This window comes from Bradyrhizobium sp. P3_C3, from assembly GCF_056402655.1.
Genome location: NZ_JBFUGY010000002.1, coordinates 171,950 through 191,459 on the forward strand (window position 1 = coordinate 171,950; position 19,510 = coordinate 191,459).

9 protein-coding genes are annotated in these 19,510 nt (G+C 63.5%); 3 read left to right on the forward strand and 6 right to left on the reverse strand.

Annotation, left to right across the window (positions count from 1 at the left end; all coding sequences use genetic code 11):
- Window positions 1–65: 65 nt before the first annotated feature.
- Window positions 66–1,661 carry an ABC transporter substrate-binding protein gene (locus tag AC1DW2_RS03385; RefSeq protein ID WP_477005253.1) on the forward strand — a complete coding sequence of 532 codons (1,596 nt, stop codon included), beginning with the start codon at window positions 66–68 and terminating at the stop codon, window positions 1,659–1,661.
- Between the two features lie 345 nt (window positions 1,662–2,006).
- On the opposite strand, the gene AC1DW2_RS03390 is transcribed toward AC1DW2_RS03385, so the two are convergent.
- Window positions 2,007–4,238: a CHASE2 domain-containing protein gene (locus AC1DW2_RS03390; protein ID WP_477005254.1), complete on the reverse strand. Its 2,232-nt coding sequence runs from the start codon at window positions 4,236–4,238 to the stop codon at window positions 2,007–2,009.
- Window positions 4,239–4,389: 151 nt separating this feature from the next.
- On the reverse strand, window positions 4,390–11,370 hold the full coding sequence (locus AC1DW2_RS03395; RefSeq protein ID WP_477005255.1) for a VCBS domain-containing protein: 6,981 nt from the start codon (window positions 11,368–11,370) through the stop codon (window positions 4,390–4,392).
- Between the two features lie 620 nt (window positions 11,371–11,990).
- Here AC1DW2_RS03395 and AC1DW2_RS03400 point away from each other — a divergent pair.
- Window positions 11,991–12,722, forward strand: a complete 732-nt coding sequence (locus tag AC1DW2_RS03400) for a transglutaminase-like cysteine peptidase (RefSeq protein ID WP_354244886.1) — start codon at window positions 11,991–11,993, stop codon at window positions 12,720–12,722.
- Between the two features lie 12 nt (window positions 12,723–12,734).
- On the opposite strand, the gene AC1DW2_RS03405 is transcribed toward AC1DW2_RS03400, so the two are convergent.
- Window positions 12,735–13,658 (reverse strand): helix-turn-helix domain-containing protein, encoded by a 924-nt coding sequence (locus AC1DW2_RS03405; RefSeq protein ID WP_354113423.1) that lies wholly within the window; start codon window positions 13,656–13,658, stop codon window positions 12,735–12,737.
- 496 nt (window positions 13,659–14,154) lie between these two features.
- On the opposite strand from AC1DW2_RS03405, the gene AC1DW2_RS03410 reads away from it, so the two are divergent.
- Window positions 14,155–15,279, forward strand: a complete 1,125-nt coding sequence (locus AC1DW2_RS03410; RefSeq protein WP_477005256.1) for a lysozyme inhibitor LprI family protein — start codon at window positions 14,155–14,157, stop codon at window positions 15,277–15,279.
- A 200-nt stretch (window positions 15,280–15,479) separates the two neighbouring features.
- Here the strand turns inward: AC1DW2_RS03410 and AC1DW2_RS03415 are convergent, their stop codons facing one another.
- From AC1DW2_RS03415 to AC1DW2_RS03425, 3 genes are all read right to left on the reverse strand, one after another.
- Window positions 15,480–16,679, reverse strand: coding sequence for an ABC transporter substrate-binding protein (locus AC1DW2_RS03415; RefSeq protein ID WP_477005257.1), 1,200 nt, complete (start codon window positions 16,677–16,679; stop codon window positions 15,480–15,482).
- Between the two features lie 81 nt (window positions 16,680–16,760).
- Entirely contained in the window at window positions 16,761–18,599 is a 1,839-nt protein-coding gene (locus AC1DW2_RS03420; RefSeq protein ID WP_477005258.1) for an AMP-dependent synthetase/ligase, read from the reverse strand.
- Between the two features lie 119 nt (window positions 18,600–18,718).
- Window positions 18,719–19,507, reverse strand: coding sequence for an ABC transporter ATP-binding protein (locus tag AC1DW2_RS03425; protein ID WP_063980811.1), 789 nt, complete (start codon window positions 19,505–19,507; stop codon window positions 18,719–18,721).
- Window positions 19,508–19,510 lie beyond the last annotated feature (3 nt).

The window sequence follows — 19,510 nt, forward strand, 5'->3', positions numbered from 1 at the left end:
CGTCCTGCCTATTCTGGCATCAAGATTGCAAGTTTGGCCCTGAAATCTCCTGGGAGCCTTGGGCCATGCGTATCCGACTATCGACCTGTCTCGCCGTGCTTGCGCTGGCGTTATCCGCGATCACGGCGCGCGCCGAAACGGTGGTGCGCTACGGCATCTCGATGGCGGACATCCCGCTGACGACGGGCCAGCCCGATCGGGGCGCCGGCGCCTATCAGTTCACGGCGTACACCATCTACGATCCGCTGGTCGCCTGGGAGATGGACGTCGCCGACCGCCCCGGCAAGCTGGTGCCCGGGCTCGCCACCGAATGGAAGGTGGATGACACCGACAAGACCAAATGGCGCTTCACGCTGCGCAAGGGCGTGAAGTTTCACGACGGCAGCGAGTTCAACGCCGATGCAGTGATCTGGAATCTGGACAAGGTGCTCAATGACAAGGCGCCGCAATTCGACAAGCGGCAGAGCGCGCAGGTGAAGACCCGCCTGCCTTCGGTCGCGAGCTACGCCAAGATCGACGATTTCACGGTGGAGATCACGACCAAGACGGTCGATTCCTTCTTTCCCTATCAGATGCTGTGGTTCCTGGTCTCGAGCCCGGCGCAGTACGAGAAGCTCGGCAAGGATTGGGACAAGTTCGCGAGCCAGCCCTCCGGCACCGGTCCGTTCAAATTGACCAAGCTCGTGCCGCGCGAGCTTGCCGAGCTCACGAAGAATCCGGACTACTGGAACAAGAAGCGCATTCCAAAGGCCGACAAGATCGTGCTGGTGCCGATGCCGGAAGCGCTGACGCGCACCAATGCGCTGCTCGCAGGGCAAGTGGACCTGATCGAGACGCCGGCGCCGGACGCCGTGCCGCAGCTGAAAGCCGCCGGCATGAAGATCGTCGACAACGTCACGCCGCATGTCTGGAACTATCACCTCAGCGTGCTGCCGGGCTCGCCCTGGACCGACATCCGCCTGCGCAAGGCGCTGGACCTCGCGATCAATCGTGACGAAGTCGTCGGCCTGATGAATGGCCTCGCAAAACCGGCCAAGGGCCAGGTCGACCCGTCGAGCCCGTGGTTCGGCAAACCGAGCTTTGAGCTGAAATATGATCTGGCCGCGGCCAAGAAACTGGTCGAAGAGGCAGGCTACTCCAAGGCAAAGCCGCTGAAGGCCACCTTCATCATCGCCCAGGGCGGCACCGGCCAGATGCTGTCGCTGCCGATGAACGAATTCCTGCAGCAGAGCTTCAAGGAGATCGGCATCGACATCGACTTCAAGGTGGTCGAGCTCGAGACATTATATACGCATTGGCGCAAGGGCGCGGCCGACGAGATGAACGCCGGCATCACCGCCAACAATATCGCCTATGTCACCTCGGACCCGCTCTACGCCATCGTCCGCTTCTTCGCCTCCGACCAGATCGCGCCGGTCGGCGTCAACTGGGGCGGCTACAAGAACCCTGAGGTCGATGCTCTGATCAGCGAGGCCAAGCAGACGTTCGACACCGCCAAGCAGGACGATCTGATCGCGCAGGCGCACGCGCTGATCGTCGACGATGCCGTGCTGGTCTGGGTCGTCCACGACACCAACCCGCACGCGCTGTCGCCGAAGATCAAGCAATTCGTGCAGGCGCAGCACTGGTTCCAGGATCTGACGACGATCGGGACGGAGTGAGGGGGCGGCAAACGCAGATGCCGTAGGGTGGGCAAAGCGGAAGCGTGCCCACCACTTCTACACGCGGAGTAAGATGGTGGGCACGGCGCTTGCGCGCCTTTGCCCACCCTACGGGAGTTGATGTTGGTGGCGAAGAGGAGACGGACGCTCGCGCGCCAAACACTGCTGTCGTCCCGGGGCGCGACGTAGTCGCGAGCCCGGGACCCATAACCACAGGGAGTGGTTTGGCGAAGACTCGGAGTTGCCGGCTCGCGCGATAAACATCTCCCTGGGGGTATGGGTCCCCGCGTACGCGGGGACGACACTTTCAGTGCGGCACCAGCGATGCCCCACGCACTCTTACAGCTACTTCGTCAGCAGCGCATACGCCCCGGTCCATCCCTCCGCCGGCGGATTGATCTGGAATTCCTTGATCCGCGCCTCGTAGAGCTTGAACAGCTTTTCCAGCGTGTCGGCGTCCTCGCTGCGGCGGCCGCGCTCGATCGCGTCCAGCGCGCCCTGCCAGTCGCGGCCGCGGTAGCAGCCGAGCATCTCGATGGTGACGTTGCGCAGGCGCTGGAAGGCGCCCGAATGCATCACGTCCTCGCGGCCGGCGATGGCGTAGATCACCTCGGGCTCGGTCTTGCCCTTGACCATGATGAAGTCGAGCTCGAGGATCGCGAACTTGTCCTTGGCGGCGAGCGCGGTCCTGGAGCCGACGATGATGGGAAAGCCGTATTCCTTCGACTGGCCTTCCAGGCGCGAGGCGAGGTTCACGCTGTCGCCGAGCACCGAATAGTTCTTCTTCAGATCGGAGCCCATGTTGCCGACAACGCCGATGCCGGTGTTGAGGCCGATGCCGACATTGAGCGGGATGTAGACGTGACCGCCGTCGGCGGCCTCCTGCTCGCGCTCCTTGTTGACCGCGTCGATCTGCTCCAGCATCTGGATCGCGGCCTCGCAGGCGTTGACCTCGTGGTCGGCATCGTCGAGCGGTGCGTTCCAGAACGCCATGATGGCGTCGCCCATGTACTTGTCGATGTAGCCCTTCTGATCGATGATGACGTCGGTCAGCGGCGTCAGGAAGCGGTTCATCAGCGCGATCAGGCCTTGCGGATCTTGCTTGTAACTCTCCGAGATCGTGGTGAAGCCGCGCACATCGGAAAACATGATCGTCATCTCGCGCTCCTCGCCGCCGAGCACCAGCTTTTCGGGCGACTGCGCGAGCTGCTCGACCAGGACGGGCGACATGTATTGCGCGAACATGCCGCGGATCTGCACGCGCTGACGCTGCTCGCGCACGAAGCTCGCGAAGATCAGTGTCAAATAGATCGCGGTGGTCGAGAGCAATGGGTAGGTGAAGTCGATGAGATAGCGGTACTGTGCATAGAAGAACCAGGATACGCCGACCAGGATGGCGGCGAACATGGCACCCGCGAGCCCGAGGCGCACCGGTCCGAGATTCGGCGTGAAGATGATGACGAGCAGGCCGATCACGAGCGCGGCGATCAGCTCGACGCCGAGCGCATAGTTCGGCTGGGAGATCACCGCGCCGCTGAGCACGCTCTCCAGCACCTGGGCATGGATCTCGACACCCGGCATGGTCGATGACACCGGCGTGGTCTTGATGTCGTTCAGCCCGACCGCCGAGGTGCCGACCAGCACCAGCTTGCCAGCGATCTTGTTCGGCGGCGCGGTGTTGTCGAGCACGTCGGCCGCCGAGATGTAGATCGAGGGATCCTGGCGGGCGTAGTGCACCCAGAGCTGGCCGTTCTTGTCGGTCGGAATCTCCACACCCTTGAGGCGCACGGCCCGCACACCGGTCTTGTCGGTCCGGACCAACAGCGTCGGCGTTGCCGTGACGACGCGCAAAATCTCGAGGCTGAGCGAGGGCATGATGTTGCCCTGGGCGCGCATGATCAACGGCACGCGGCGGATCAGGCCGTCGCGCTCGGTCTTGATCGAGAACAGGCCGCGGCCGGCGGCGACCTTCTCGATGACGGGCACGTTACGCAACAGGCCGGGGAATTCGAACAGGAAACGTTCGGCATCCGCTTCGCCGACCGTCGCGACGCCGGTGAAGGGCAGCGACTTGTCGATCTCGGACGAGATCGCCGGCTGCCCGGTCTCGCCCAGCACCACGCGCGAGCGCTTGATCGCGTCGGAGAGGATCTGGTCGTTGCTCGGGAGCTCGCGCAGCCTGGCGCGGGTGGCGTCGTCGAGATCGCGCATCTGGCTCGCGACCAGATCCGGGTTGAGCCGGTCGGCTTCGGAGAACACCATGTCGAAGCCGATCGTCACCGCGCCGTTACTGGTGAGGTTCTGGATCAGGTCCGCGATCCGCGTGCGCGGCCATGGCCACTGGCCGAGCTTGGCGAGGCTCTTGTCGTCGATGTCGACGATGGTGACCGGCCGCGCCGCCTTGTGGCGCGGATCGATCAGCTGGAACATGTCGAAGGTGCGCAGCCGCAATTCCTGGATCGGCGGCGGATCCCACAGCCGCGCGCCGGCGAACACGACCAGCAGCGCAAGGCACATCAGCCGCGCGAAGCCAAGCTTCCGCGCAAACCACCGCCGCAGGATCTTCAGACGTTTCATTTTAGTCGGACTTCCTGACCTGCATCGCGCCCGGCGCACCGATCATGGAGCGTCCGCGGGCGATTGGCTATTCCCCGGCGGTTGAGGATTATGGATTTTTTGCCGCGGTCAAGGCGAAATGAAACTCAGCCTTCGGGGCGGGGCCAGTTCACTAGGTGACGTGAAGGATGAAATCGCTCGCCTGGACGCTGCTGACGCCTTTGAGGAGGATAGTGTCTGCCGTATCGATCGTGATCAGAGTGTCTGCCCCCGACGCGGTCACATGATGAGCCATCCAGTCGGAAACGTTGGAGGCCCCCACGAACGACAGGTCAATATGGTCCTGGCCGGACGTGAAATGAATGATCGTATCGCGGTTCGAATTGGCCGCGAACACGAACTGATCCTGATAGCCGGTCCCGAAGAACACGTCCTTGCCGGTCGTCCCGGCAAGGCTGACGTGATCATTCGCATTTTCAGCGAGGTTGAAAATCAAGTTGATTGTATCGGTCGCGCCGTGGCCGTCGGTCACGGTGAGCGCGACCTTATCCGTGGAAGGCTCTCCGCTGCCCTCCCTGTAGGTGACCGTCTGCAATGTCGAATTGATATCGACCAAAGAACCGGTCCCCGATGACGGGCTCACTTTGCTACCCGAATCGTCGGTGGTAGCAGCGATCGTGAACGTCTCAGTAGCGACAGCATCAGCGTCGGTAACCGACAGACCGTACACGATCACCCGCTCATCGCTGTTCTGCGTGACGCTGATCTGGTCGGTGTTGATCACCGGCGCGTCGTTCACGCCGGTCACATCCACCGTGAGTGTCGCTGTGCCGGTGGCGCCATGCGCGTCCGTGGTCTGGACGGTAAACGTATCCGTGTAATTCCCATCCTGTAGCGCATTGATCGCAGCCGCGTTCGGAACGTAGCTGTAGCTGCCGTTGGTGTTGACCGTCAGCGAGCCGTAGTGCCCCCCGACGGTCGTCGCCGCGTGGTGGTCCGCATTCAGGACAGCGTAGGTCAACGTGTCGCCGCTGTCGGCATCGGTCGCGGCCAGTTGGCCGGTGAGATCGGAGAAGTGGTCCGCGGCCGCCGTGTCGGTGAGCTTCCCCATGCTGCCATCGGACAACACAGGTGCGTCGTTGGCGCCGGTCACGTTCACCTTGAACGTGGCGGTGCCAGTGGCATTCTGCGCGTCCTTGGTCTGGACCGTGAAAGTATCCGTATAGTCGCCTTCCGAGAGCGCGTTGATCGCAGCCGCACTTGGAACGTACTTGTAGGTGCCGTCTTCGCAGACCGTCAGCGAGCCAAACTGACCCGCGACGGTCGTCACTGCGTGGTTCGTCGCGTCCAGAACGGCGTATTTGAGCGTCGCCGTCTCACCATAGTCGGCATCGGTCCCGACCAGCGCCCCCGTGATATTCGAGAAGCTGTCGGCGATGGCCGTGTCCACGAGTGGACCCTTGGTCACCGCGGCCAATGTCGGCGCGTCGTTCTTGCCGGTGATCGTGATGGTGACTTCGGTCGTGGTGGTCTCGCCCCGGCCATCATCGAGCGCGATGGTGGACACGACCTTCGCCGTCTGGTCCTGGCCGAGGAAATCGAGCGCGTTGTCGGCGATCGAATAGTGCCAGGTGACGGTACCGTTGTTCTTGCCGGTCAGCTGATATGTCAGCGCGTTCTTCAACGCGGCGGTCTCGTCGGGCGTGAGCGACGCGGTGAGGTCGGTGGCGCCGTCGAGCCAGGTCACGTCCTGGTCGACCTTCGTCACCGTCGGCCGGTCGGTCAGGTCGATGTCCTTGAAGTTGATCGAGCCGGTCGCAGCCGGCGACGGGTCGATCGTCGAGGACGAGCCGGTGGTATCAGGTTGTTCGGAGAAGCTTGCGGTCAGCTGCGCCACGTCCGTGGTGGTGAATGCCGGCGCATCGTCGTCCGCATGGATCGTGATCAGCGTGTGGCCGCCCTCATCGCTACCCGCGAAGTGCGCGTCGCGATAGTCTCCGATCAGGGTCAGGCTGATGCTCTTGCCATCGTCGCCGGTGACCGTCAGCACGCCGCCGTTCGCGGGGTGGTCGGCATCCGGGACATAAACCGCGCTGGTGCCAGGCCCCCACTTGATCATCGTCAGGTCGATCTTGTCGTTCGCGGACAGCTCCGCGATCGAGCCGCCGAAATCCTTCGTATCGATCTCCAGCTCGGCGCCGTCACCGGCAAGCGTGATCGTTTGCGATACCGCACCCTTGACCTCGAGCGTCGCGCCGGCATCGACGACGACCGCGCCCGTGGCCGAGCCCGACAGCGAGCCAAACAGCGTCAGCGTCCCGGTGTGAACCTCGATCGAACCGGTGCTGCTGTTGGTGATGTCGCCCGTGATCGACGCAGTGCCCCAGCTGTCGATGTCGCCATAATTTTCGATGGTCAGATCGGCCCCGGAAATGGAGGCCCCGTGCAGATCGATGTCGCCGTGGTTGACGATCGAGGACGCATCGCCGAACACGCCGCTGCCGGCGACCGTCCAGGTGCCGCCTGCGTTGTTATTGAACGTGGCGGTGGCGACCGAGATGTTGCCGTTGATGTGGCCGGTGTTGTTGATCGTGATCTCGCCGCCAGTCTCGACGATCGCGTAGGTCGATGAGGTCACGCTGCCGGCATCGGCTGGCCCGATGGTGCCGGAGTTGGTGATAAATGCAGCGCCGGTGCCGTGCTCCTGGATCGAGATCGCAGCAAAACTGCCGGCGCCGACCATGGAGCCGGTATTGGTGATGTGCGTCGAGCCGGTCGCGCCCGCATCGTCCTGGTCGACATTGATACCGGAGGAGGTCGTGCCGGTGATGTGCCCGTTGTTGGTGACGGTGACTGCGCCGTTGCCATGGGAGACGATGTCGAGACCGACCGCGCCGGAAACGCCGCCGCCGATCGTCGCCGTGATATCGCCCGCACCGTTCACACCGTCATGCAGCACGATGCCGTTGCCGGTCTGGCCGGTGACGTCGCCTGATGTCGTCAGCGAGATATCGCCGATGCCATTCTGGGTGACGACGATGCCGTTGGTCGCGCCGGTCAGCGTACCGCTCGGGGTCAGTACGATGTTGCCGCGATGGCCGATCGTCCCGCCCGAAGCGGTGAAGTCGAGCGCGTCGCCCTTGCCCGACTTGATGTCGGCACCGCCGGTGACCGTGAAGGTGCCGCCGGTCGTCGCCTGACCGGCGATAGTGCCGGTAAAGGCATGGCTCGTCTTGTCGATCTCGAGCGTATTGGTGCCGCCGGCGAAGGTGACGGTCTGCGCGTCCGCACCACCGAGCTCCAGCGTCGTGTTATCGTCGATGATCAGCGTGCCGGCGCCGGTGATGCCGCCGGACAGGTTGAGCGTGCCGCTCTGGACTTCGATGGTGCCGGTGTTGGTGACGCCGCCCGTGATCGTATTGAGGCCGGCGACGCTGTAGAGATTGCCGGCGTTGGTCAGGCTGCCGCCGTTGATCGAGACGTCGGTCAGATAGAGCTTTGACGCGCCGTCGACCGAGATGATGCCGCCGGCGTTGGCGATGGTGGCGGCCGTGAGCTTCAGCGTGCCGCCGGTCACTGCCTCGATCAGACCGTGATTGGTGATGGCGTGAAGGATGCCGGGATCGATCGTCAGCGTGCCGCTGGTGACCGAGATCGTGCCGGTGTTGCCGACGTCGGCGTTGTCGATGGCGCTCGCGCCGGTCGATTCCAGCGTGCCGGCGATGGTGAGCGTGCCGCCGGCCAGGCTCGCACCGTTCAACGTCAGCGTCTTGCTCGCATCGACATTGACGGTGCCGTGATTGACAATCGCGGTGCCCGAAACGGTCGCGTCGTCGAGCGTCAGCGTGACGCCGCTCTCGACCGTCACCGCGCTGACGCTGAGCGTGGCGGCGCTGTCGATCTTGCTGGCACCGGTGACGTCGATCGTGCCGGCGCCCTTGATGGCGCCGCCGCTGATCGTGGCATTGTCCAGCGTCAGGACCGCATTGCCATCGACGATGACATTGCCGGCTGAATTGTCGACGGTCGAGCCCTGCTCGATCGCGAGCGCGCCGTTGGCGAGCACTTCGATGATGCCGGCATTGGTGACGGTCTCATCGCTGAGCGCATTGCGCGCACCGCTCACCTTGAAGACGGCATTGTTTTTCAGAATGCCGCCGCTCAGGACCGCATCGCCGGTCAGATCAATCTCACCGTTGTTGGTAATCGTGCCGGCGCCGCGAATGCCGGCGTTGAGGACGGGGCCTCCCTCGTCATCACCGCCATCGGTGTCGATCACCGCACCAGCTCCGCCGATGGTCGCATTGTTGACGATCAGCTTGCCGCTGGCATCGACCGTGATCTGACCGTCATTGATAACGCTGGAGCCCTGATGGATCGTCAGCCAGCCATTGGCCAGCACCTCGATCACACCGGCCGCGGTGTTGGACACGGTCTCGTGGGCAAACTCGACCGTGCCCTTGACGTTGACAGTGCCGGAATTGTTCAGCGTGCCGTTCTCGATCAGGCTGGTGCCATCGAGCTCCAGCGTGCCCAAAATGCTGACGGTGCCGCCATCGACCGTCGCGGTATCGACGATCAGCGTCGAGCCGGCATCGGCCTTCAGCAAGCCGCCGGCATTGTGGATTGTGGCCAGCGTCTTCAGCGTGCCGCCGGACAGCTCGATCGTGCCGGAATTGGTGATCTTGGTGCCGCTGGCGAAATCGCCGCCGCCCGCGAGCGTCAGATAGCCGGCATTGGTGAGCACGCTCGTGCCCAGAATCTCGGCCTTGCCGCCGACCGACATCGTTCCGGTCGCGGCGGTCGTGAGGATCGAATCGGCACCCATGTTGAGCGCGCCTGATATCGTCAGCGAGCTCTGGACGATCACCTTCGGCGGCGGGCCACCGAAATCGTTCATCGTCAGCGACTTGGCGTAGGCCGCAGTGTCGATCGTCACCGGATAGGACGGCGTCAGGCCGTGCAGCTGATCGGTGATGACGATGACATCGTCATTGATGGTCGGGACCGTGCCGGTTGCCCAGTTCGCCGCGTCCTTCCAGAAGCCGCCGGAGGGAGCGCCGGCCTTGTCGGTCGCGATCCACACCACCGCGGGCGCATCGGTGCCGGTGATCGTGACGGTGATGGTCTGCTTCGAGGTCGCGCCTTGCGAATCCGTCAGCGTCACGGTGTAGACCAGCGTCAGCACCTCACCCTTCGGGATGAAGTCGGCGAGATAGACCGGCAGATCGGCCAGCGACCAGTTGATGGTGCCGGTGCCGTCTCCGGTGCTGTCGGCGCCCGCCGCGATCGCGACCGACATCGCGCTCTGGAACGCCGCGAGCGGGCCCGGCGGAACGGTGCCATCGGGCAGGGTCGCGCTGGTCAGCGCCGCCGACACCGTATGCTTGTCGGTGAGATCGACGTCGTCGAAGTTCAGCGTGCCCGTCGTCGGCACATCGCTGGTGAGCGGGCCACCCGGCACGCTGGTGCCGCCTTCAAAGATGATGACCGGAACGCTGGTGGTGATCACCGGCTTGTCGTTGGTGCCGGTGATCGTGATCGTGATGGGGATGAAGGCGGTCTCGGGGCTGACCGAGAAATTGTTGTCGACGCGGACCATGTAGGTCAGCGTCAACGTTTCGCTGGCCGCGAGAAAGTCGAAGACGTGGTCGGGGATCGTGTAGGTCCAGACCGCCGAGCCGTTGTTGTTGTTGCCGCCGTCGGCGACGACGTTGATCTGGATCTGCGTCGCCGCGATGTCCTGCTTCTGGAGCGCGGTGAGCGAGCCGGTGACGTCCTGGCCGGCACTCTTGTAGACGTAGTTCGGCGCATCGGCGAGATTCACGCTCACCGTCGGCCTGTCGCCCAGGTTCTGGTCGACGAAGGTGATCCGGCCGGAGATCGTGTCGGAATGCGTCGTGTCGCCGGTCGTGTCCGCGCGCTCGGTCAGCGCAAACGCCGTCTTCACATTGCCGTTGAGATCAAGGCTTTGAGACAGAGGCTTGCCGGGGTAACGGTTGAAAGGCGTCGTGTGATCGCTGGGCCCCTGCGGTCCCTGCTGACCGAGGTTGGTGAAGAGCGCGGTCGCGATGTAGCCGGCCGGAGTCTTGATCACCAGGCCGTCGCTGGTCTGCGTGATCGTGTCGGTGAAGTTCGTGGTCAGCTTGGTGTTGGTGTTGTTGTCGGTGAACTTCAGCGTGAACACGTCCGTGATCAGCTTCTGGACGTCCGGCGACAGCAGCCCGTTGGTGATCGAGACGTTGCCGCCGCTGATCTGGATCATCTGGCCGGCCTGGTTGACCGTCGCGATCGGCAGCAGCGTGACCTTGTCGAACAGGATGTAGGAGCCCGTCGTGCCGTTCGGCTCGACCAGCACCTGGAAGCTCGCCTGCGGCTGCGGATCGCCGCCGCCGGCGGGAACGACGAAGTTGATCTGGGTCAGCACCGCCGTGCCGCGGATGCCCATGGTGGCGACCGGCGTGTCGATCTTCATGTCGCCGTGCTTGGCGGTCTCGCCCGCGACGAAGGTGATGGTGCCCGCAACCAGGCTCAGCAGCGAGGAATTGCTCGACCCGTTGGGGTCGTAGACCATCTCGTTCAGCACCATCCGCGCATTGGAGGACAGGCCGAACACGGTGCCGTCGATGAAGGTGATGCCGAGCGTCGAATCCGCGCCGGTCGAGACCACATCGCCCTTCTCGACGTTATCGCCGTTGTTCAGCGTGACCGAGACGCCGTTGCGAACCGCGGTCGCGCTGCCGGAGAGTTTTGTGACGTGGCCGATGACCTGCGCGGCGGCGATGCCGGGCGCGGCCTGCGCAACCTGCACATGGCCCGTAAGCGCGTTGACGACGTCGCCGGTGAGGTGGGCGCCATCGGGCGAAGCGATCGCTGCGCGCTTGTCGCCCTTGAAATAATCGTGAACGACGAACTCATGCCCCTCGTGGGACAGCACGAGGTCGAGACCTGCGCGCTTGAACTCGCCATTGAAGATCAGGTTGGCATCGGGAACAACGAACGTGCCGTCGGGCACGTGACCGTGTGCCTTCGCGATAAAGGGCTTGGCGATAAAAGGCTTGGCCGCAAAGGAATCGACATGAACGTCCGCGGCCGAGCGGGAACCCTCGCCATCAAGGGGAATCGTGGCGTCAAATTTGCCAGCGTAATTCAACCGGGGGGCACCGCAAAAAGAGTTAAAATCTAAGTAAGTAACGACCGCCTAAGCTTGAATAGCATTACCAAGTCCTTAGCGAAACCATCTATTGCTTGTGTGATTCCCATCACTTGGCTGGAGGCGTCCCCAATAGCGGCGCCTTCACAGAGAAGCCGAAGTAATTCTTCAAATATTCCGAGGTCGGTTTTCGGCTTATTTTCACGCATTCCCAGTCATCCAAAGTAATCAGTCGCCCCTATCGAACGACGGATACTTGTGTCATCTTTTGTTCGTAGTACCCCGCAGCATCCTGCGACAAATACGGGGCAGAATCTGTGACCCAACTAACAGAACCCGTGAAATAACGGGCTGTTAGCCATAAGCGGTAGAATCAGCCCTCCCGCAACTTCTCCCTGCAATTGGTTCCATTTCGCGGCGACGGAGCCCTCCTAGCCGGCGAATCGTAAAATTTTACGCAATTTGCACAGGCCCGTTTCAGCCTGTCCCACGGTTTTGGGACCCCTGCCGGGCGCGTTAAGCAGAACAAAACGGCCCGTCTCGCACTATCTCCGCGAAAGCAACAAAGCCCGGCACGACCAGGTCGAGGGGGACCTGGCGAAGCCGGAAGGGGATGTCAGATGGAGACCGCTGCTCGCTCGCGCGCCTGGCGCGCTGTCCTTGTGCTGTGCGGATTGATCCTGCTCGGATCGGCCGCCGAGCTCCGCGCCGGCACGCTGCTGTCGCCTGGAGCCGGCGTCCTCGTGCGCAGATCCGCCGAGCCGTTCGGCGTGTTCGCCTTCGCCATCTCGTCCGGCAGCCTCCAGCAGAAATGGTTCGCGCTGAAGCAGAAGCTCGACGACGACATGGTGCAGCTCGCGTTGTGCGACGGCGACCGGGACAATTGCGCGTCGCCCGCGGCGCTCAAGCTGATCGCCATCGTCGACCAGGCCCGCAGCCGCGACGGCCGCGCGAAGCTGGGCGAGACCAATCGCGCCATCAATCTTGCCATCCGGGCCGCCAATGACGGCGCCGACGACGTCTGGAGCTCGCCGCTCGCGACCTTCGCGCGGGGCGCCGGCGATTGCGAAGACTATGCCATCGCCAAGCTGGCCGCGCTGCGGCTTGCCGGCGTTGCCAATGAGGACCTCCGCATCGTCGTGGTGCGTGACGTCAGGGCCGGCGAAGAGCATGCGGTCGCCGCAGCAAGGCTCGACGGCCACTGGCTGATGCTCGACAACCGCCGCATGGCGATGGTCGAGGACGACGCGGCGCAGACCTACCAGCCGCTGTTCGTGCTCTACCAGTCCGCCGTGATGAAATATGTCGACGAACCCGTGCGGTTGTCGATGGCCGCGCCCGAGGCGCACTGACGAAGAAGATGTTCACCGCGTGCGTCGCCGCCAACCGCTCGGGGTCTCGCCGGTCAGCTTCCTGAATGCCGCAGCGAAGGCGGTCTGCGAGGAATAACCAAGCGCGGCTGCGATCGACACGATCGAGTCGTCGGTGTCGCGCAGCATGTTCATGGCCTGCTCGAGCTGGTGCTGGCGTAGCCAGGCATACGGCGACAGCCCGGTGCTTCCCTTGAAGGCGCGGCAGAAATGGAAGCGCGAAAGGCCGGCATCGGATGCCAGCGCCGCGAGCGAGACGTCCGCATTGCTGTCCGAACGCAAGCGTTCGATGGCGCGACACAGCACCTTGGGCGACAACCCGCCGGTGACCGGCTGGACCGTTACAGGCGAACCTGCGTGGGCAACCAGCAGGCGCGTCGCCAGAAGATCAGTCATCTGATGCCTGAACAGGGCATCCAAGGCCGCGCTGCCTTCCAGCACATCCGCAGCACTCAGGAGCAATCGGGATGTAACGGGGTCGGGATGGACCGTTCGCTCCACGAGATCACCAGGAGCGGCCGCGTCGGCTTCGTGGGCAACGCGCTGGAGCGTTGCGTGCGGCAGGTAGAGCTGAACGACATTCAGAGGTTGGTAAATGTCCCATCGTGAGCTCGAACCGGCCGGAATGACCGTCACGGTCCCGGGACGCGTCATTCCATTCACAAATGCTTTCCCGTTACGGCGCTCGAACCGCACCGACCCGGCGGGGAACGTCATGATGACGTGATCGTCCATGGGCTTGACGACGTCGTGCAGCGGATCATGCTTCCAAAATGTGATCGCGCCGCAGGACGATGATGCCATTTGAACGGGCTTCGTCTTGAGTACGCGCGTCATTTCCGCATCGGGACACTCGCCGATCGGCAACTGGGAAGTGTCTGGATTCTGCGAAATATCTCGCAAGCGAGGTTTGCTCATGGACCTGTTCTCGCCGTTGAGAGGGTCTGGTTTGAGCGTTCGAGGCGTTCTCAGGAATACGGATCTGGGGTCTCTTCCCAAAGTGACCCTGCTGCAAGTTTAGACGAAACGCGCGTTCAGATCGACCTGCATTCTCGGATAGTGCGGGACCATGGTGCCGCAGGGCAAGGTTTCGCAGGTTCCGCGGCAGCTCGGCCAATGACCAGCCGGTTTATGTTCTTCCGCCCGAAGGCGAAGTGCCGCGATGTCCGCTCCCGCGCCGCCGTTGGGGGAGAGGCAGACATCAGGTGGCCGACTCGCAGCAACCGACTTTATGAGTACGCACCCTAACCACTAGCAGCGGCCCCGGATTACGCGGAGCCTGTTATCGGGCGGCGCTTTTCGCCGACCCGTTGGCTCCATCCGGGCTACGGGTCTCACGTAAACCGCCCGCCACAAAGCCGTTTCGCCGCGCGATCCGGGGCGCTAGCATGGCGCCTTTGCGGGGGCGACTGGAATGCGGTTCATCGTGCTGTCTGTGCTTGCGCTGCTGGTATTGCCGGCGGCACCAGGCTCCGCGCAATCGGGCCCGTCCGACCGCTCCATCGCCGACAGGCTGCCGCTATTTGCCCGAAACAACTGCCAGCAGATCCGCGATCCCGGCAATCAATTGATCTGCGGTGATGCCGAGCTGGCCGCCGCCGCCGAGAAGCTCGGCACAGCGATCGAGTCGCGGCTCGCCCGCCTGCCCGATCGCCTGCCCGCGATCGAGGAGAATGCGATCTGGATCCGTCAGCGCAACCTCGGCTGCGGCATCGTCGGCCAGACCGCGATCCGCACTGACGATTTCGACCGCGTGAAGGCGTGCCTTCTCAAGGTCACCGAAGAGCGCGCCGCAATCGTGCGTGATCCCGATTTCGACTGTCTCGCGGCCAACACGGCCGCGGGCGCGCTGATCTGCGCGGACCCGTCGCTGGCGCTCACCGAAACCGAGCTCAACAGCCAGGTGCTGGGCCTGATCGGCAGGCTGGACCCGACCGCGGCCCGCTTTGCCTTCGCCGAATACGGCCGATGGACGAGAGAGCGCGATCGCAAGTGCAATCTCGTCGGCAAGGAGAACGTGCCGCTTGCCGAGCTTTCGTCCGCGGAAGATTGTCTCGCCGAGCATCTGAAGCGCAAGACCGAGGAGATCGCCGCCGCCAAGGGCGATCCGAAGAAAGTGTTCGGCCGGCAGGTCGCGGCCCGCTCGCCCGACACCGACGCCGTCGATTTCTGCGCCGCGCGGATTCACGCCGCCAATTCGTGCGGCAATTTCCTCCGCATCAACCGCGTCTACGCGCTCGACAGCCAGGTGACCGACCAGGAGGCGCAGGTCACGGGCGAGATCGAGATGGTCGTGCTGGCGCCCTTCACCATGTGCAGCAAGGTCGCTTCCACCTGCACCGGCACCTGCTGGGACCCCAGGACGGGCCGTCCGCAACCCGGCCTCGGCAGCAAGGAGCGATCCGGCGAGGCCTTCAACGTCACGCGCCGCCTGAGAATCCAGCGGACGTTTGCTTTCGTGAAAGCCGCCGACGGCTGGCGCTGCCGGGAAGACGAGCTGGCGCCGGTGAATTCAGGGACGGCGGGCGGGGGATCGTAGGTTCTCCCCGTGGGGTGCTTTCTTCCTTCTCCCCTTGTGGGAGAAGGTGGCGCGCACATCGTGCGCGCCGGATGAGGGGTTCTCTCCACTCGCACGACCATTCATGAGGATAGAGACCCCTCACCCGGCTTCGCTCACGCGAAGCCACCCTCTCCCACAAGGGGAGAGGGTGCACCGTCAGCGCCGCAAGAGCGAAGCCATCAAAACATCAGATTGTCCTTCACCAGCACCCAGCGGCCGTTCTTCACCTGCTGCACCTGGGTGACGGTGGTGGCGAGATGGTTGGTCTTCGAGAACACCGTCGGCGGCGAATTAAAGATATCCTGGAACTTGTCGCCGGACTCCAGCGCGTCGAGCATCTTCTGGCCAGTGAGATCCTTGCCAGTCTTGTTGGCATAATGCGCGAACGTCATCACCGCATTGTAGCCGATGATCGCCTGGGTGTTGGCGTCGGCGTTGAACATCTTCTTGTAATTGACGAGCCAGTCCTTCACCTTTCCCTTCGCGGTGTCTTCGTAGGGAATTTCGAAGTTCGAGGCGGAATACAAGCCTTCCACCACTTCCTTGCCGAGCGCCGGCACTTCGAGCACGTTAACGGGCGTGGCGCCGAGGAAGGTGACGTCCCATCCGAGCTTCTTCGCTTCACCCATCGTGCCGATCGGTTCACGGAGGACCGCGCCGAGCACGACGAGGTCGCAGCCGTCAGACTTCATCTTGGCGACCTGCGCGCTGAAATCGGAGGCGCCGCGCTTGTAGCTCGTGATCGAGGCCGGCTGCACCTTCATGGCGGTGAGCTGCTGGTTGAAGCCGTCGAGCACGTTTTTGCCGTACTCGTCGTCCTGATGCAGGATGCACGGCTTCTTGAAATTCTTTGCCTCTATCATGTATTTGAGCGCTGCGCGCGTGCTCTCGACATAGGGCAGGAGGTTGTTGAACTTCAGCCGCTCCTGCGGCTTGGCCGGATCGAACTTGAAGGTGAACTCGGCCGCCGTCAGCGGGAAGAGCTGAAGCACGCCGGCGTCGAGCAAGATATCCTGCGCAGCGAGCACGGTCGGCGATCCCATTGGTCCCACCATCGCGAAAATCTTGTCGCGCTCGATCAGCTTTTGCGAAGCCAGCACCGCTTTCTTCGGATCGTAGCCCGAGTCCTCGACAACCAGCTTGATCTTGCGGCCCTGGACACCGCCCGCCGCGTTGATCTCCTCGACCGCCATCTTCATGCCGTTGGAGACCGGGACGCCCCAGCCCTTGATCGGCCCCGACAGGTCCTGATGGGTGCCGATGACGATCTCGGATGCCGAGATGCCCTCGTTGGTGACCTTGGTTTGCGCCGCGGCCGGCAGACAGGTGAGCACCACGGCGCTCACAGCAAGGCCGAGCGTGCTGAACGATTTCGACATTGACGTCTCCTCTCCTTTGGGCCCGTATGGTGCGAAGGGCGGGGGCCACAGCTCCTTCGCTTTCTCGAACTGGCAGGCTCGTCACGCCACCGCGCGCTGGCGATACATCGCCTCGATCTCGGCAGCGTAGCGCTTGTTCACGAAGCCGCGCTTCAGCTTCATGGTCGGCGTCAGCTCCTCGTCCTCCGGGGTCAACTGGCGCTCGATCAGGTAAAATCTCTTGATGGTCTCGACGCGGGCGAAATTTCCGTTGACGCCTTCGATCTCGCGCCAGATCAGGTCCTGGATCTCCGCCGCGCGGCACAGGCTCGCATAATTGGTGAAGGGGATGTCGTGGTCCTGGGCGAACTTCTCGACATTCTCCTGGTCGATCATCACGAGGCAGGTGAGATAAGGCCGCTTGTCGCCGATCACGACGGCATCCGAGATGTAGGGCGAGAATTTGAGCTGGTTCTCGATCTCGGACGGCGTGACGTTCTTTCCGCCGGAGGTGATGATGATGTCCTTCATCCGGTCGGTGATGCGGACAAAGCCTTCGTTGTCGATGGTGCCGACGTCGCCGGTGTGCAGCCAGCCGCGATCGTCGATGGTCTCGGCGGTCTTCTCAGCCTGATTCAGATAGCCCATGAACAGGAAGTCGCCCTTGATCAGGATCTCGCCATCGGGCGACAGCGTGACCTCGCCCCAGGACACGGCAGTGCCGACCGAGCCGAACTTGATGCGTTCCGCCGGCATCATGGTCGCGACGCCGCAATTCTCGGTCTGGCCATAGACCTCGTGCATGTCGATGCCGAGCGCGAGATACCAGCGGATCAGCTCCGGTGCGATCGGCGCAGCGCCGGTGAACGCGATGCGGCAGCGGTCGAGCCCCATCATGCGGCGGATGTTGCGGAACGCGAGCCGGTAGGCGATGCCGTTGGCGATGCGTAGCGAGAGCGGCGGCGCCCTGCCCTCGATCCGGCAATCGACCATGCGATAGCCGACCTTGATGGCGCGGCGATAGACCCATTGCTGGAGCGGCGTCGCGTCCTTCAGCGCGATCGTGACGGAGGAATAGAACTTCTCCCAGATGCGAGGCACCGCAAAGAAGACGGTCGGCTGCACCTCGCGCAGATTGTCCGGCACCGTCTCCGGGCTCTCGGCGAAATTCATCACCGAGCCGAGTGCGACCGAGATGTAGTAGCCGGCGACCCGCTCGGCGACGTGGCAGAGCGGAAGGAAGATCAGCCGGTCTTCGTCCTCCCGCGCCGAGATGAAATCGTTGGCATGCCGCATCTGGTGCGTGACGCTGCGGTTCGCGTGCATCGCGCCCTTGGGCGGACCGGTGGTGCCCGAGGTGTAGACGAGAATGGCAAGGTCATCCGCACTGCGGCTGTCGATCATGTCCTGCCACAGCGCCTCGCGGCCGACCATGTGGTTGCGGCCGAGCGCACGGAACTCGTCGAGCGACATCACCATGTCATCGAAGAAGCCGCTGAGGCCCTCCATGTCGAACACGATGATTTTTTGCAGGGACGGACAGCGCGCGCGGCAGGCGAGCACCTTGTCGAGTTGCTCCTCGTCCTCGGCGAAGATCACCTTGGTCCGGGAATCGTTGACGAGATATTCGACCTGGGACGATGCATCGGTCGGATAGATTCCGGAGGAAACACCGCCGGCGCACAAAATGCCCATGTCGGCATGAACCCATTCCGGCACGGTATTGGCGATGACGGAGGCGACGTCGCCGGGCAGAAAGCCGGAGGCGCGAAGCGCGTAGGCGATCTCCTTCGAGATCTCAAGCCACTCGCGCCAGCTGGTCGGCTGCCAGATGCCGAATTTCTTTTCGCGGATAGCCGGCCTGTCGCCCCGCGTCTCGGCGGCGCGCAAGAAGCTCTTCGCGATCGTATCAGCGACCGTCAGCACCGCCGGTCGGGCCATGCGCGTCTCCTCCTTGTCGCTCTCCCCTCCGCTGCCTGCCTTGCCGGCGGTCTGTCGTTGCGGATGGGCCAATCCATCTAACGCCTTCCCCTAGCGCCAAGTCTTCAGCGCCAAATCTTCTAGCGCCAAGTCTTCTTCTTTTTCCAGCGCCGCTCGCCTCGCGCGCCCGCCTCCTTGGCGCCAAGGTAGAATTCCTGAATGTCCTGGGAATGCATCAAGCGGTCGCAGGTGTCGTTCATCACGACGCGGCCGATCTCCAGCACGTAGCCGTAATGCGCCGTCTCCAGCGCCACCTTGGCATTCTGCTCGACCAGCAGGATCGACATGCCCTGCTCCTCATTGACGCGGCGGATGATGGTGAAAATCTCCTTCACCAGCAGCGGCGACAGGCCGAGCGAGGGCTCGTCGAGCAGCAGCAAGGTCGGCCGGTTCATCAGCGCACGCCCGATCGCGAGCATCTGCTGCTCGCCGCCGGAAAGCTGGCCGGCCGGCTGGTTGATGCGCTCCTTCAGACGCGGGAAATAGCCGTAGACGCGCTCCAGATCCTCCGCGACGCCATCACGATCCCGGCGCGGATACGCCCCCATCATCAGGTTCTCGCGCACCGAGAGGAACGGGAACACCTCGCGCCCCTCCGGCACATGGCTGAGGCCGAGCCGCACGATCCGGTCCGCCTCCATGCGCTGGATCGACCTGCCCATGAATTCGATCGTGCCCTTCTGCGGATCCAGAATGCCCGAGATCGTCTTCAGCACCGTGGTCTTGCCGGCGCCGTTGGCGCCTAGCAGGGTGACGATGCGGCCGCGCGGCACCTCCAGCGAGATGCCGCGGATCGCCATGATCGGCCCGTAATAGCTCTCGATGTTGGATAGCTTCAGGATGATGTCGGGCGTGACGGCGGCGTCCATGCG